Source organism: Anaerosporomusa subterranea (assembly GCF_001611555.1).
In the GTDB taxonomy this organism is placed as follows: Bacteria; Bacillota; Negativicutes; order Sporomusales; family Acetonemataceae; genus Anaerosporomusa; species Anaerosporomusa subterranea.
In genome coordinates this window covers 141,528-156,738 of sequence record NZ_LSGP01000017.1, presented here as the reverse complement: position 1 = coordinate 156,738, position 15,211 = coordinate 141,528, and the positions used below count along the sequence as shown (strand labels likewise).

16 protein-coding genes and 1 other annotated feature are annotated in these 15,211 nt (G+C 44.6%); of the genes, 6 read left to right on the top strand and 10 right to left on the bottom strand.

The features are described 5' to 3' along the window. Window positions 1-32: 32 nt before the first annotated feature. The 3 genes from AXX12_RS08270 to AXX12_RS08260 form a co-directional block, all read right to left on the bottom strand. Window positions 33-692, bottom strand: coding sequence for a 3-oxoacid CoA-transferase subunit B (locus tag AXX12_RS08270; protein WP_066240843.1), 660 nt, complete (start codon window positions 690-692; stop codon window positions 33-35). Window positions 693-891: 199 nt separating this feature from the next. After that, window positions 892-1,647, bottom strand: coding sequence for a CoA transferase subunit A (locus AXX12_RS08265; protein WP_066240839.1), 756 nt, complete (start codon window positions 1,645-1,647; stop codon window positions 892-894). Between the two features lie 413 nt (window positions 1,648-2,060). Next, a complete protein-coding gene (locus tag AXX12_RS08260) occupies window positions 2,061-3,425 on the bottom strand; it encodes a sigma-54 interaction domain-containing protein (protein ID WP_066240836.1) in 1,365 nt (454 codons plus the stop codon). Window positions 3,426-4,014: 589 nt separating this feature from the next. On the opposite strand from AXX12_RS08260, the gene AXX12_RS08255 reads away from it, so the two are divergent. The 3 genes from AXX12_RS08255 to AXX12_RS08245 all read left to right on the top strand — a co-directional run bounded on the left by AXX12_RS08255 (window position 4,015) and on the right by AXX12_RS08245 (window position 7,526). Continuing rightward, entirely contained in the window at window positions 4,015-5,274 is a 1,260-nt protein-coding gene (locus AXX12_RS08255) for a hypothetical protein (RefSeq protein ID WP_066240833.1), read from the top strand. After that, window positions 5,271-5,969 carry a hypothetical protein gene (locus tag AXX12_RS08250; RefSeq protein WP_066240829.1) on the top strand — a complete coding sequence of 233 codons (699 nt, stop codon included), beginning with the start codon at window positions 5,271-5,273 and terminating at the stop codon, window positions 5,967-5,969. The genes AXX12_RS08255 and AXX12_RS08250 overlap by 4 nt, the downstream gene beginning before the upstream one ends. A 369-nt stretch (window positions 5,970-6,338) precedes the next feature. Continuing rightward, entirely contained in the window at window positions 6,339-7,526 is a 1,188-nt protein-coding gene (locus AXX12_RS08245) for a hypothetical protein (protein ID WP_066240826.1), read from the top strand. 318 nt (window positions 7,527-7,844) lie between these two features. Here AXX12_RS08245 and trpB read toward each other — a convergent pair whose 3' ends face one another. The 3 genes from trpB to AXX12_RS08235 form a co-directional block, all read right to left on the bottom strand. Next, complete coding sequence (gene trpB, locus AXX12_RS08240) at window positions 7,845-9,029, bottom strand: tryptophan synthase subunit beta (RefSeq protein WP_066240825.1); 1,185 nt, start codon at window positions 9,027-9,029, stop codon at window positions 7,845-7,847. Window positions 9,030-9,263: 234 nt separating this feature from the next. Further along, window positions 9,264-9,524, bottom strand: a binding site (T-box leader). Window positions 9,525-9,567: 43 nt separating this feature from the next. Further along, window positions 9,568-9,696 (bottom strand): hypothetical protein, encoded by a 129-nt coding sequence (locus tag AXX12_RS20155; RefSeq protein ID WP_407922264.1) that lies wholly within the window; start codon window positions 9,694-9,696, stop codon window positions 9,568-9,570. Between the two features lie 157 nt (window positions 9,697-9,853). Next, window positions 9,854-10,138: a putative quinol monooxygenase gene (locus AXX12_RS08235; protein WP_066240822.1), complete on the bottom strand. Its 285-nt coding sequence runs from the start codon at window positions 10,136-10,138 to the stop codon at window positions 9,854-9,856. A gap of 253 nt (window positions 10,139-10,391) precedes the next feature. Between AXX12_RS08235 and AXX12_RS08230 the strand changes: the two genes are divergently transcribed. Next, a complete protein-coding gene (locus AXX12_RS08230) occupies window positions 10,392-10,871 on the top strand; it encodes a hypothetical protein (protein WP_156478612.1) in 480 nt (159 codons plus the stop codon). A 34-nt stretch (window positions 10,872-10,905) separates the two neighbouring features. After that, window positions 10,906-11,397, top strand: a complete 492-nt coding sequence (locus AXX12_RS08225; protein ID WP_066240817.1) for a metallophosphoesterase family protein — start codon at window positions 10,906-10,908, stop codon at window positions 11,395-11,397. Between the two features lie 338 nt (window positions 11,398-11,735). Here AXX12_RS08225 and AXX12_RS08220 read toward each other — a convergent pair whose 3' ends face one another. The 3 genes from AXX12_RS08220 to AXX12_RS08210 all read right to left on the bottom strand — a co-directional run bounded on the left by AXX12_RS08220 (window position 11,736) and on the right by AXX12_RS08210 (window position 13,599). After that, window positions 11,736-12,041, bottom strand: a complete 306-nt coding sequence (locus AXX12_RS08220) for a hypothetical protein (RefSeq protein WP_066240816.1) — start codon at window positions 12,039-12,041, stop codon at window positions 11,736-11,738. A gap of 99 nt (window positions 12,042-12,140) precedes the next feature. Further along, entirely contained in the window at window positions 12,141-12,875 is a 735-nt protein-coding gene (locus AXX12_RS08215) for an MBL fold metallo-hydrolase (RefSeq protein ID WP_066240813.1), read from the bottom strand. A gap of 43 nt (window positions 12,876-12,918) precedes the next feature. Continuing rightward, on the bottom strand, window positions 12,919-13,599 hold the full coding sequence (locus tag AXX12_RS08210) for an epoxyqueuosine reductase (RefSeq protein ID WP_066240810.1): 681 nt from the start codon (window positions 13,597-13,599) through the stop codon (window positions 12,919-12,921). A gap of 340 nt (window positions 13,600-13,939) precedes the next feature. On the opposite strand from AXX12_RS08210, the gene AXX12_RS08205 reads away from it, so the two are divergent. Next, window positions 13,940-14,581 (top strand): sigma-70 family RNA polymerase sigma factor, encoded by a 642-nt coding sequence (locus AXX12_RS08205; protein WP_066240808.1) that lies wholly within the window; start codon window positions 13,940-13,942, stop codon window positions 14,579-14,581. A 60-nt stretch (window positions 14,582-14,641) separates the two neighbouring features. On the opposite strand, the gene AXX12_RS08200 is transcribed toward AXX12_RS08205, so the two are convergent. Beyond that, window positions 14,642-15,187 (bottom strand): 3'-5' exonuclease, encoded by a 546-nt coding sequence (locus tag AXX12_RS08200; protein WP_066240805.1) that lies wholly within the window; start codon window positions 15,185-15,187, stop codon window positions 14,642-14,644. Window positions 15,188-15,211: the final 24 nt, after the last annotated feature.

Sequence of the window (15,211 nt, the reverse complement as noted above, 5' to 3'; positions counted from 1 at the left end):
CGGTTTACCGGACCTCCCCGGTCTGCCGCACGTCAAAGTTTCATCTCACAGAACGTGTCAGCGACAACAAAATCAGCTTCAGTCAGCGTCTTAATTTCTTCCAGGGTAACTCCCGGCGCATGTTCTTTCAAAATCAACACATTCTCACCGACTTCAAATACCGCCTTATCGGTAATAATGGTCTTGACGCAGCCTTTTCCAGTCAGCGGCAGTGCGCACTTTTTCATGATTTTCGATTCGCCGCCTTTATCGGCATGCATCAGACAAGCAATAACCACTTCCGTTCCGTAACACAAGTCCATCGCGCCGCCAATGCCAGGCCACCATTTTCCATTGCGTTGCACAGCCCAATTGGCGATATTGCCCATTTGGTCAACTTCCAAAGCGCCGAGGATGGTAACATCCAGCCGGCCGCTGCGCATAGCGCCGAGCGAGGTCGCCAGATCCATGATAGCCGCGCCTGGAACTAAGGTAATCGGCTCAGCGCCGGCATTAGTCATGTCTGCGAGTGCCTCTGAGGCTTTTGGCTTCGGGCCAACGCCGAATACTCCGTTTTCAGCGTGAAATAACACATGAATGCCTTCCGGCAAATAATTCGAAACCTGGGTTGGCATACCGAATCCCAAATTGACTAATTGGCCGTCTTTTATTTCCTGCGCGGCTCGTTTCGCGATCAATACTCTCGCGTCCATGTTTTTCCCTCCCAAAAATCAAGTCTTCTTTATTTTTCAGGAATTGGTACCTTGGCCACATTATATTTTTAGTTTGATGACGGCCAAAATTGCAAATTGCTGCGTCATCCCTCCTAGCAGACTCCTTCCAGTATGCGTCGTCGGCTCTTCCTTGCCCTTTGCAATTTTGTCTCCGCCCTAAAACTAAACTCTAACATGGTCAAGGTACTAGTTTACCGATCTTGAGCCAGTGCTTCCGATATATCTCATTATGCTGTTCCAAGGATAGTCCTTTAACAACCGCGTGAACAAATACTCCCGATGTGCCTACTCTTTCAGGGGCAATTGTGCCGACAGGAACAATTTCTTCCACCTCTGCGACCGTGTAGTCGCAGGCCATCGCCACCATGGGATTGCAGTTTACACTGGTATGACGATACTCTAAATTGCCCATCTCATCAGCCCGCCAGGCTTTAACCAGACCAATTGGCGCTCGCAGCGGCGGTTCAACAAAACATTTTACACCGTTAACTTCAATAACTTGTTTAGGCTCCTTTAGTTCGGCAAACAGGCCGGGCTCATCGAGTATGCCTACGCCGACCGGGATCAGCGCTCCGCCTAGTCCCATCGCACCGGCTCTTACCTTCTCAATCCAGGTACCCATGGGGTAAAACTGTTCTACTTTAAGGTTGCCTTTCAGGTATTCGTCGGTAGATTCCTGAGTCGTCCCGACATGAGAAGAAATGATTTCTCTTACTAATCCATTCTTGTACAGCATAGCGCGGCCAAAGCCGCTTAACCCTGGCTCGTTGGTAATCAGGGTGATCTCACGGATCGCATGACTAATCAACCACTCGATGCAACAGGTTGGTTCGGCTGCGCCGACAAATCCACCCATCATAATCGTCGCACCGCTCTCGGGAATAGCACTCAAGGCTTCATCGATAGATTTAACTTTGTTCCCTAATTTGGACACTTACGTTCCCTCCTCATGGCAAAGTATTTGTACTTCCTGATGGCCATCAGCACCTTAGATATCTTGCAACAAGCGTGCCAAAACTACCGGAATACTCTGAAAACCTGATTTTAAAATTAAGAAAACCGCTACGACAGTCCTTGGGGAAGTACGGGGCACCATTCCAAGAAGGTCACGGAGTGGTAAAGAGGGCACGGGGGTTACAATTTTTGGGCCAGCAAAGCTGGCAAAAATAGATATCGCACCCCTCCGTGCCCTCCGTGTATCCTCCGTTTACTCCGTGGAAACGCAACCTCGTCCTCTTCGCGAACTTATACTTTCTAGACGTAAAAAAGCCTCCGGGCGGTTTGCCCAGAGGCTCTATACACTGTACCTTTTGCAGACATTTGTATGGAAGAGCTACACTACATCTGCTAAATCTTCATTCGCTCCAACTTTTTATATAATACCGAGCGTTGCATATTTAATGCGCGCGCGGCTCTTGCCTTGTTGCCGTTAGTTCTTTCCAGCGCATTAATGATCAGTTCCCGCTCGGTTTCTTCAACCCGGTTGCGGAAGGGACTGTCCAGACCAACCAGGGACTGGCGCGGATTACTTTCCCACGGTCTGACGGGAATCTTGCAAATATCAATGAGCGGGTCGTCGCTCCAATTAATTGCCTGTTCGAGCAAATTCTCCAGTTCTCTCACATTGCCCGGCCAACTATAGGACTTCAGGATATCGAGAGATTCCTCAGTGATGCCCTGGGCGTCTGATCCTATCTTTTTGTTAATGCGTTGAATCAAAGCCTGAGCCAGAAGTGGCAAATCATCGACTCGTTCCCGCAGCGGCGGGAGATTGATTTCCAGTACATTTAAACGGTAATATAGATCCTCGCAAAACTTCTTGTCTTTAATGAGTTGTTTGAGATCTGTATTGGTGGAAGCCATCACACGCACATCAAGCATTGTGGGGGTAGTAGCGCCGATTCGCCAAACCGCTCTTTCCTGCAGCACCCGCAGAATCTTGACCTGCATATATAGCGGCATATCACCGATTTCATCCAATAATATCGTTCCGCCATTGGCCAGTTCAAATTTGCCCGGCTTGCCGCCCTTTCTTGCGCCAGTAAATGCACCGTCAACATAGCCGAACAGTTCTGATTCCAAAAGGTTTTCCGGTATCGCCCCGCAGTTTACACTAATAAAAGGCGCTTCACGTCTTACCGAGCGAGTGTGAATTGCTTGGGCGATAATTTCTTTGCCGGTGCCGCTCTCGCCTGTGATCAGCAGAGTAGAACTGGTTCGCGATGCCCGCCTGGCCAGCTTTTTGACATACAACATTGGCGGCGCTTCGCCGATAATATCCCGGCAGGTCCACATCAGTTGCATACAAGAGCTGCTAACATTGGCAGGTTGTGATAGTTTATGAACAATTTCTTTAGCAATAGCTTGGTCGGGAAAAACGGTTTTTACCATCGCGCCGACTGTCTTCCCATCGACTTTTAGCGGGAAGCGGGCTACTAAGAATTCTTTCGCGTTGATTTTTAACGTCTCGCCCCATATCGAGTAGCCCTGGCCAATAGTTTCAAATAATCGGCAACTAGGAATGATATCCCATATTTTCTTTCCGATTACATTTTGCTGACTGCAATTGAGAATATCCAGAAAAAAAGCATTGGCGAAAAAAACAACCCCGGTTGCATCAATTGCCATAATACCCTCGAATGGGTTATCAATAATCGACCTCAATCGGACATCGGTTGAATAGTCCTGTTGTTCCGGCATTGTCACATTCATAACACACCTCTCCTCACATAGACAATTCAGCGCTCAGGTAAGATAGTCCTTTGCAATAACTATGCCATCGCAATGAACGAGAGAACCCCTCGTTTTTCGACCGATTGGCAAGATGTCGATGTACACTTTACAGACAGTATGTCCACAAAAGGGACATACTGCTACGACATAGTGTCTGCAATGATTACAAAGTTTGACAAGTCTGACATTCCTATTCTGTCAACTCTTCGCTACTACTCCACGCGATATCCCGGTTGCTCGCTCGATTTGCCGAATAGACAAGCCTTCTTTTTCTTTCAACTGCCGCAATAATGAATCCCGTTCGACGAAAGTACGAATGCAGGATATAGGGGTGGAACAGCCGTAGTAACGAAGAAGCTTCGTAATGGAAGCGGAGCGGGATTTTTAGAGGATTTTTAGGGTCAGGCCTTACAATTAAACTATTCGAAACTATGCAAAATGAAAAAGTCTAAATAGTAAGGCCTGGCCCCGGAAGTCGTTCCTAATTGCCTGCTAAACTAGAGAATACTGTCTAATTGTGGTAAAGTATGAGAGTACGAATAAAATTAAAGGAGGAACTCTCTCTCTCATGCTAAGTATTATTGCTATCGTCTTAAGTATTTTAATCATTTTTCGCTTAATAAATTTATTGAAATTGATGTCCACATCTGACTTCTGGGAAGGACTTGCAGTTCACGCTAGTTTCGTTCTTGTAATTTATGCTATTTTAGATTCCAGTTTTCTTATGCATGTATCACCGACTTTTGCAGTAAATTTTCTCGTCTTGTCTCCCCTTTGGCTTGTTGCAACATATGTTTTTGCTAAATTTGAGATTGATAGCAAACAAAAACAGCTGCCAAAAAGCAAGTGTTTTTCTCTCGCAGTATCACGCATTTCAATTGCTTTAATAGTATTTATTGTTGTTAACGTGATTCTGGCTATAATTCAGGTATTTGGTGAATACGTGATTCATATTCAGATACCCAACGAACTATTATTCTTAGTAAGCACGGGTATTCTTGTATGGTTTGGTATTATCGTTGAAAATCGTAAGGCTCGCTTTGCTTTCTCTGTTTTGCTGAGAGTAGTTTGTTTAGGCTTCTTAGTATATCGATTAGATCATTTAGGTGATGCTGCACAAGTTGACGCAAGTGATACTGAGCATCATAAATCGTTGCTTAGCGATAGCAACACTCTTCATGAAGAATACATTCATGATGATGCCTATGCTAAGATCGATCCAAGTATAAAGCCGTTTCCCGATAATTTTAATCACGGGTTAGATACTGGGCATCATGAATCGATGCTTAGCGATAGCAACACTCTCCATGAAAAATACATTCATAATGATGCCTATGCTAAGATCGATCCAAGTATAAAGCCTTTTCCCGATAATTTTAATCACGGGTTAGATCACCAGGCATATGCCGAACAAACACCGGTAACAGCTACAACTTATAATATAGGTCAGGATATTCATCCTCATTTTAATGATCAAATAAGGCATAACATTCAAAATAGCTTTGGTTTTTCAACAGCGACAATTACCGAATCAGCTACTCATACTACTATTACCGACGCTAATGGTACGAATATTTACCTTTATTCTGACGGCAGTGGCGGACATACAATTCAAGGTCCGGATAAACATTATATTGGTCGCTTGACCGCAGAGGGAACCATTGAAAATGCGCAATCTTTTACTGTGGGACACATAAAACATGTAGGTAATAATATAGCACTGACTGATAGTATGGGTATGTCAGTAGGACATGTTGATGGTACAACTGGAGCAATACTTGATCAACAAGGCATGACGATCGGGAAGGTGCGTGAAGGCAGCAAATGATAAAGGAGTATATAACAAAACTCAATCCTTATGTAAAATGGGGCATAGTTAATTTTATAATAGTATATATTATTTTTCTATTTGCTGGTGAAACAGTTGCTGCTTATTATATGTCTAAGCAGTACACTAAAACTACAGAAAGCCGCAGTAATGCTGTAAAGACCAATCAGCAAGTTCCTCCAGATACAAGTAGCGGAGTATCACATCAAAGAATTCTTGAAGCTGCAAGAATGTCTGCTTTAAATGAAGCAAAGCAAAGATCAGCAAATTCGGCATCAGTGAACCAAATAACACCGCTAACCCCAAAAGATTTTATTCTTGCCGGTATTGAAATAAGTAATTCTTTGTCACAAGTTGAACAAAAACTGGGAGTGCCGCTGCAAACTCAGAAATCAAAGGATTATCGAGCCGATAAAGACTATATTGTATATACTTATCCTAAAGATGTTAAAGTAATAACTGAAAAAGGAAAGATTATAGCGGTCTCTAGCAGCAACAATACAATAAGCACCAATAGAAACATAGGGATTGATGCTACTGCTGCTCAAATATTTGCTGCTTATGGAAAAACCGCAAGTACGCCTTTTAACAGTTATGATTTATATGAGTATGAAGGAAATACGGCGATTGTATTACGCTTTGCAGTTGGAAAGTCTAGTCAAAAAGTTGAATATATAATGGTTCGATTAAAATAAAAATGTTTCATACTTCTGCAACTGAAAGTAATGCGTAATTGGCACTTCTTTAAATAATGGCTATAATATACTAAATTATAAATAGGCGATGATGCCTCTACAGAATAAACGCTGCGGAGGCATTGTTTATGTTGGACAATGGCGTCTCTAAGGGTACTCTCTTAGAGACGCCATTGCTTTCTTTACAGGCGGCACGGCGGATGAATAGCCGGAAGTTGGTCCTATTGATACTTTACTAAGCCTTCCGTATGCTTCCAATCACCCCCAAGGATGTTTTTTGTTATCCGTTACTTTTTTCATGCTAAGTCGTTAAATTCTACAGATGAATTTTTTCAGTATGTACGCGTACACGATAGGAGGTATATTTAAATGAAATTAACATATATCAAACCGATTGCATTAGCCTTGGCAGGACTTTTGGCAGCGCCACTTCCGCTCGCCTGGGCGAACAACAATTCTCAAGAAAGAATCCTGCAAGACATTTATAATGACAAAGGTCAGATCATCGGCCAAACGCGGAACGCTGCCCCTGGTCCCACCGTTCCCGTTTCAGACCCTGGTTATAAGCTATCCAAGCTTTCGCACAAAACCGATACCATTGACGTGTTCTATCCGCAAGTGGATCTGTCAAACATGATCACTTCGGTGCTGGTAAATTATCAGCTGTTCCAAGTCCCGGGACGCTTTATGGCTGATCTCGCCCCGTCCGCTAAGCTGAACATGGACTATACAGTAACCCGGCAGGAGCAGAACCTGATCAGCGTAGTATTTCGCGGTGAGCAAACACAGGATAACAGCAGCAAGCCGCTCATGGCGTCGGTGAATTACAACCTGAAAACCCGTATTCCAATCACCTCTAACCGACTGATCCAGGATACCGACAAGGCGAGACAAGGCGTAAATCGTTTGCTGCAGCAGGCGGCAATCTCCAACCCGGCCGCAACCGGCCTGCCTGGATTCAGTGACAAGCTTGGCTACTATCTTACTGGCAAGTATGTCGTATTCTATTACCAGCCGAGTGAATCCCCCGCGAAGTTCGTAGAGCTGCCGGTGTCCATCGATCTGCTTAGACCCTATTTGTCTGATGAATACCGCACGCTTGCCGTTACCAATGAAGTAAACAAAGATCCGCGTCAGGTTATCGCCGATATCGACAAATCACTGGCAAGTTATCAAAGCGTTAGCGGCAAACGCGGTGAAGGCGACACAGCCACCGACTTTACCGCCTATTTCGAGAACGACCAACTAGTCTATGCCGAGGAAAGCCTAACCAAAGATTATGAGAGCGGCATCGAGAAGTACTACTTTGAGGGTGGCAAACTCGTAGCCTATAAGAAAAGCGGTAAGAACCTCATTGCACCCATTGGTGATGTAGCAACGGTTCAACGCGAGGAAGTCAATATGTTCTATGATGCCTCATTAAATGTGGCAGACGGCGAGCTGATCATCAACGACGCTGTATCAAAACTGCCGGAAAGCTATATCAAAGCGGCGTATGCCGTTGCGGAGGAAATCCAAAACCAATCCGCTGATCTCTTGACAACAATAAAAAAATAGTACCAAGTGTAAACAATAAAACAGCCTGCATCCCGGCATAGTGCGTCTGGTCAAGCAGACGTCATGATTACAGACGTTGACTTCTGGATAAAAAAATGGAATTAAAGGGCGAGATAACTAAAGTGAACCTTAGAGCGGCAAGAGGCCAAAAACCTTATCACAAAGGTTTTTGGCCTCCTGTTTATTGTACCTAATTTACACAGGCAACCCCGCCGACCCTGCACGACGCACTTAGACAATACGGTTACAGCAGAGCGGCGGGGCTATTAATTGGCTTACGCCAAAACAGGAATCAGCGTGAACGGTGCAAAAACTGACTTAATCGAATTTCTTTAATGCGGCGATCTGTTGAACGTCTTTGTCGCCGCGTCCGGATAAATTAACAATCATGATATGGTCTTTCGGCAGCTTAGGGGCTAATTCAACCGCATAGGCAAGTGCGTGAGAGCTTTCTAGGGCGGGGATAATCCCTTCCGTCTGCGACAGCAGGTAAAAAGCGTCAACAGCCTGCTTATCGGTGACGGCAACATAGTTCACCCTACCCTTGTCCCGCAGGTAGGCATGCTCAGGGCCAACGCCGGGGTAATCAAGGCCGGCCGATATAGAGTAGACAGGGCTGACCTCGTTGTTGTCATCCTGCAATACATAGCTCTTGAAGCCGTGTAAAACGCCCACTTTTCCCAGCGTCATCGTGGCGGCGTGCTGGTCGGTATCTACGCCCTTGCCGGCGGCCTCAACGCCATAGATGTTTACACTGGCGTCATCGAGAAAGCCTTGGAACAGTCCAATCGCATTGCTGCCACCGCCTACACAGGCGATGACACTATCAGGCAGCCTGCGCTCAAGTTCGAGTATTTGCTGACGGGCTTCCAGGCCGATATAGCGCTGTAAGTAGCGTACAATACTAGGATAGGGATGCGGGCCTACGGCAGAGCCTAAAACGTAAAAGGTGTCATGGCAGTTTTCCACCCAGTAGTTGATCGCTTCATCGACAGCCTCTTTCAGCGTCTGTGTGCCGCTAGTAACAGCGATGACTTCGGCGCCCAGCATTTGCATGCGAAATACGTTTAACGCCTGCCGCTCAACGTCCTCAGCGCCCATAAAAATCTTACACTCCATACCGAATAAGGCAGCGACAGTGGCTGTGGCAACTCCGTGCTGACCTGCGCCGGTTTCGGCAATCACACGCTTTTTGCCCATCTTCTTGGCGAGCAGCGCTTGGCCAATGGCGTTATTGATCTTATGCGAACCGGTATGATTAAGATCTTCCCGTTTCAGGTAGATCTTTGCGCCGCCTAGTTTCTCGCTGAAGCGTTCCGCGTGATACAGCAACGATGGTCTGCCGACATAGGTTTTCAAATAGTGTTCCAATTCGTTTTGGAAATCCGGGTCGCTTTTGCACTCTTCGAAAGCAGCAGCAAGCTCATTGAGTATCGGCGTTAGTTCGTCGGGAACGTATTGACCGCCAAAATCGCCGAAGAATCCTTTTTTCTCATCATACATTATCTTACCCTCCACGTTGTTTAATTTTGTTAGGCAACAGCTTTAGCGCCCCCCACTCGTTCATACTGTTGATGGGACTCATTCCCGTCACTAGGCTGCTTGAACGCTGCAAGAAGGCAATGCAGGCTTTTCAGTCGAAACCTTCCTGCTTAACCGGGGTCTGATCGATACATGTTCAGCCTCATTAACGAAATTTAAATGGGAATACAAAAACCCCTCATCCCTTGAAATATAACAAGGGACGAGGGGTTAACCCGCGGTGCCACCCTAATTGGCCATACGGCCCGGCTCTACAAGGTACAGGACAAAAGTCCGATACCCGCTTCCTGGTAACGGCGGAAGTTCCCGGCGGCGCCTACTATTCGATAACAATCGATTTGTTTCGGACCACATCTCCCAGGCCCATTCGACATGTTGAGCAGTGCCAAACTCCCACTACCATTGGCTCGCTGAAACTCTCTTTTCATGTGTACTCTTCCTGGTCATCGACACTCAGATGTTAAATTAATTCAATTGTAACAAGGAACGGTTGCCGTTGTCAACCTCCCGTTTTAATGTTCTTAACTGTCCTTAACTCAAACACATAAATCCTCATCTTACCGACTATCTCCATGACATCTGCAATTTCTTGCTTTGTAATATTATCAAAATGAATCCCGCAACAGATGGCGATTGTTTCTGAATTGTCCGGTATGCGCTACTGTCTGCGAGACCGTCAAAAAAGCATGATGCTCCTTAGACGGCTGTTGAAAACGAAGTACGAAGGCAGTCCAGTCCGCAGGGGTAGGCCAGATTGACTTCCCTTTTCGATTATCAGGTCTCAATTAAAATGATCTCATCAGTATTACCGTACCTTCTTTATACTGATACTGGTTGATCAAAGGAACAAGGCGTGTAAAATGTTCAGATGCACAATGCGCATCCAGCGCCTGATGATTAATCCACTCCTCAATAAAAATAAAATGTGTTTTATCATTTTCATCGATAAAAAGATTGTATTCCACGCAACCCTGTTCTTTTTTTGTTGCAGCGATCAATTCAGCGTACATCGGTGCAACAACATCAAGATATTCCTCTTTAATGAAATCCTCTGCAATCACTTTTAGCATTTACATCCCCCTTTTCTTATCAGTATATATTGATTCCAGCAAAAAATATATGTGTACATAAACATCAAGTATCCTTTGTAAAAGTAATCACCGTGCAATCCTTTTTGCAAGATACCCAAAATAAATAACAAAAACGAAACAAATAAAATTCGGATAACTCGGTTAAGAATTTTTTCAAAAAATTCGATAGTTACTTAGAGATATAAATTGTGCGGGAGAGATGATTTGCATGGATTTTCACGGAGTTTCAGCGATGACGAAAACTCAGGTCGCCGCTAGGAGACAGGGCAGCCAGTCCTCCCAGGATACGGGCGATAGCGCTAGTGGCTGGAAGTATCTTACCGTCCGGCAAGGCGGCAAAGTATATACCTATATCGTGATCGGCAAAAACATGCGGATTTTGATTGGCGAGACTTCTGACAAGAAAACTGAAGATAAGGACAAGAAAACGGCAGACGGCAATAATGACGCTGCCGGTGAAGTGGAGAATACTAATGGGGCCAGCAATAATGCTGTTTCAGACAGCATGAATGGGTTGGCTGTAAACGGACAAAACGGCGGTAGAAAAGAAGAAATCGCCAAGCCTGATTTTCTCATGGATACCAGAATGCTTGCCCTAACGGGATATTACCAGAAAAAAATGCGGGAAACGATCAAAAACCTAGGAGAAACTATTGGCAGCGACAATGCGCTTACTGTTAAGAGAAGCGCTGATGCTGAAAAAACTAAATGAATAGCAGCTTCTATCGCCTTCAAAGACTGTCCCCATGAAAGCAATTGTTATTTCCGATTCTCATCTCAAATCCCCGGAGAAGCTAACATGGCTAGCCCGCAAGCACACCGATGCCAGCATGATCATTCATGCCGGCGACTATACCGATAGCTCTGTCCTCACGTTCTTGCAAAGCCAGCAAGCTTTTTGGGGCGTATGGGGCAATGTCGATTCTGATCGAATAAAAAGTACTCTTCCGGAGAAACGAGTTTTTCCGCTTGCCTCATATCAGGTTGGTCTATATCATGGTCACGGAACAGGAGGCACAACGGCGGACAGGGCGTTCCGGGCATTTGCCAATGAGAATGTAGATATTATTATTTTTGGTCATAGCCATCAGCCATGCATATTCACTCGTAACAAGATTATCATGTTAAATCCGGGCTCTATCACCGCAAAACGTAAAGAGAGATGGTTTTCATATATCGTGCTTGACCTTGAGCCAACCGGCGTTTCCGCGAGATTAGTGTTTCTAAATGACTGCTGATGACGTCAGGCTGTGAGAAAAAGCAATAATAGTTTGAAAATACCAGTTGAGTTGCGAAATCTCTGCAACTCAACTGGTATTTTCGTATAGTCTTTGCGTTATTATTTAAACAGACCTGTGAAATAATGTTAACCGAGAAGATTGGTCAGAAAGCTCTATCACGCGGTTATACTTTTACGCGATAATGACATCGTACACTCTACTTTCAAGTCTTTTCGCCTACCAGTGATACGCTTCTCTCCGGTTAATCCAAAATGTTACTTAGTTATGATCGTGAATAACTTTCACATTTGATGGCTGAGCGGCTCATCGAACTGGTTCAAACCGGTCCCCTCGCCTCATACGCTAGTCACTTTCTTTTCGCTATCTGCTATCAAGCATGTAGCATCGCCTAGTATAGCATCCTTAATTTGTTTCTTTTTATCAACATGATGTCCACTAGATATATCAATAGAGGTGCTTCCATTCTCCTTGAAGTGAAAATCCACATAAAAGCTCGAACCGTCGGCTTCTATTTCTACTCTATGCCGGTGTCCACCTTTATGAATCAGATCTGAAACGTTAAATTCTTTATAATTTACAGAACAGAATTTTTTAATTGTAGAAACAATTATTTCTCTATTTAGCATTTTTTCTCTACTCATAGTATACTCCGCCTCATTCATATATCATTTTTTCCCTTATCACTAATCTTACTGCCATTAAATAAAAACCGTTCCTTTTTCCTAGCTCAAGCGCGATCACTATATCGATATCTCTTTACCGTCAATTGCATACTCAAATGGCAGGTCAGCTAATCGATCTAAGCTAGCCGGCCCTAGGTGTGTAAGGATGATTCTTTTGGCCTTTAACCGGCCAAATTCTTCAGACAAGGTTGCCGCATCTAAATGGAACTTGATTTTATTATCAAAAGCATAGGCTTCTGCTATAAGAATATCTGCGTCCGCTGCTGCGTCTAGCAAAGTCGCAGCCCATTCTGTATCGCCTGTATAGGTTATTATTTTGCCGCAGAATTCCGCTCTTAACGCAGTGGAAGGATTTCCACTAGGGTGGACAACAGGAAAGGGAGTGACCTTTACACCATCGATGACACTGGCTTGCTGCAGTGGCAATTCTTCAATACGTAACTCAAATTTTTTCTGCGACGTTGATGAGCCAGGAAACAAAACTTCCATCGCTTCGATAATCCGCCGTTCGGTTCCTGATGGGCCTGCGATGACTAAAGGACTTGTCCGTTTACTAATTAGCTGAGCATCCAGAATAAAGAATGGGATTCCAGCAAAGTGATCTCCATGTAGATGAGTAAGAAAAATTGTACTAATTTCATTGGGATTGACATTAAATTTGCGAATTGCGATTTGAGAAGATGCTCCACAGTCGAGTAAAATCTTCTTATCTTCCGTTGAAATCAGGATACAGGTCTGTAATCTTCCGCCGCTGCCAAAAGCATCACCACTGCCCAAGAACTTAATTTTCATGTTTTATCCTCCTCTTACTCGGAGTGATTGCATAGGGTAAGTATCAGGTTCTTTCGCAATTCGGACACACGGACCGACATAACTTACAGGCATATACGCCGCCACCGCCTTCGGTATATTGGGCCGAGATCGCGCGGCACTTGCTTTGCTCAATGGTTATCCCGTCAAGTGCTTGGGCGGGGCAAGCCTCCAGGCAAATGCTGCATTCAGATGGACAGAATTGCTGTGTGACTACCGGGTCAGCTTCTAGTTCCTGATCAAGCAAAACTGCACCCAGCCATAACATATTGCCGTATTGTTCGTTCACCAGCAGGGTATTCTTCCCCATCTGCCCCAGACCAGCACGTACAGCAGCGTGTTTGAGCGAAAGAATGCCTTGACCACGGCGACGACTTGCGTCCCAGTAATCATAAGGATCTGATGATGGAATGGGGAGAGCGCGAATTGCCAAACGTTCAAGCTCTAAGGCTAATTGAAAGGTGATCGAATCAGTCCTATCAACCAGGCGATTGCGAACAAACGTATACGCTGCTGGCGAAGAAGAGGCAAGAGTACTGGTAGGAAACTGAAGTGCGACGACAATTACACTTTTACAATCTTTGAGAACATTAGACGGGTGAAAGCCGGAAGGTGCCTCGGCAAATCGCTCGACAGGAGCAATTCCACATAGATCTGCCCCCAACTCTTGCGCGCGGCATTTAATTTCTTTTGCAGAAACTCTCAATCCAAAATCCTCCCCTGGCGCAACGCTGCTTCACTGACTGCGCCGTTTTCTGTTTGCATTGTTTTTCTCCGTTATCGTCACATTTCCTGCAGGATTACTTTGTTCTTGCTAACTTATCTTAACCTTGCGGATGGGGAGCTATCTTTCAGGGGGGCCGCGTCCCACTATTTCAAGATTTTTCGCCAGTTGAAGTAGATGTCAAGTTTGCTGGCGCAAAGCACTAAGCCTCTTATTGTGAAATCAGACACATAAAGGAGTTAAGTCCTATTTACGTCCCACTACAGACCTATGCTATAATGCAGAAAATCGACTATTCTGGATATCTCAGCAAGAGCATGCTATGGATGGTGGAAACGTGTTACGATATTGTTTTGACAATCAAGGCAATCTAGATAATCATAAATTTAATCAATTGGCGGCGAAGCTAAACGGCAAGATTACAGCCTGTATCAGAAAATACTACTTGCCGGGAGGAGACCGCGACGATTTATATCAATGGGGGCTTTTGGGTCTTTATAAGGCGGTTCTCTATTATGATGAAAATGATCGGTATACATTTGATTTTATTGCCAGTAGAAATATACAAAATATGATTAAATCAGCAGTTACTATGTCCAATCGCCAAAAAAATAAATTGGTTAATGAGGCGGAGTCGTTGTATGCTAAGCCTATTCACATGCAAGAAAACAGCGTGGAACTTATCGATCGTTTGGTTATAAACAACGATGCGTATGACCCGCAAAGAATACTTATAGACAGAGAATTCACAGAAACACTCTTTCATTATATTAAGTACTATTTATCTGAATATGAGCGAAGGTCAGTTCTTTTATATATGCGCGGTTATAAACAGCAGGATATTGCCGAAGAATTAAACATTAATACAAAAGTAGTAGACAATGCCATTCAACGAGCAAAGAAGAAGATCTATCAGCACGTTGTTCAGCAGAACGAAAATTATACGATTGGCATGTTAAGTTAATAGCTATCTAATAACAACAGCCTGCAACATGTGAAAAGCAAAATGCAGGCTGCTTATTTCTTAAAAAGATGCGGCGACTTCCTTTGCCGCCTGCAAGATGATTTCCGCGCAAGCTCTGGCATCATTGGCGGCATCGTGATGTTGAAACTGAAAGTTCAGGTGGTTGGCGACGGTGTTCAGCTTGTGATTTGGCAAGCAAGGCCAGATTCTTCTGGCAACTGCCAGCGAATCAATTACCTGAAACTCCGGCGCTGGCAGCCGGTAATGGCTAAGTACTGCCCGCAGTACGCTGATATCAAAGGTGGCATTGTGGGCCGCCAGAATCTGGTTGCCGATATACGGTTGAATAGTTGGCCACAGTTCCTGAAAAGATGGCTGATTTTTTACAACCTCATATGTAATCCCGTGAATATCGGTGAAGGTAAACGTTGTCGATGGCGGCTTAATTAACCAGGATTGGGTATCAACAATATTTCCGTTTTCAACAACAACGATTCCCAACTGGCAGGCACTGTTTCTTTGGTGATTAGCAGTTTCAAAGTCGATGGCGGTAAACGTTTGACTGATAACAGGCTGAGTCCGGCTATTTGTAGAGCGGCTGTTCATCGTAATCCTCCCCTCGCAATTTAA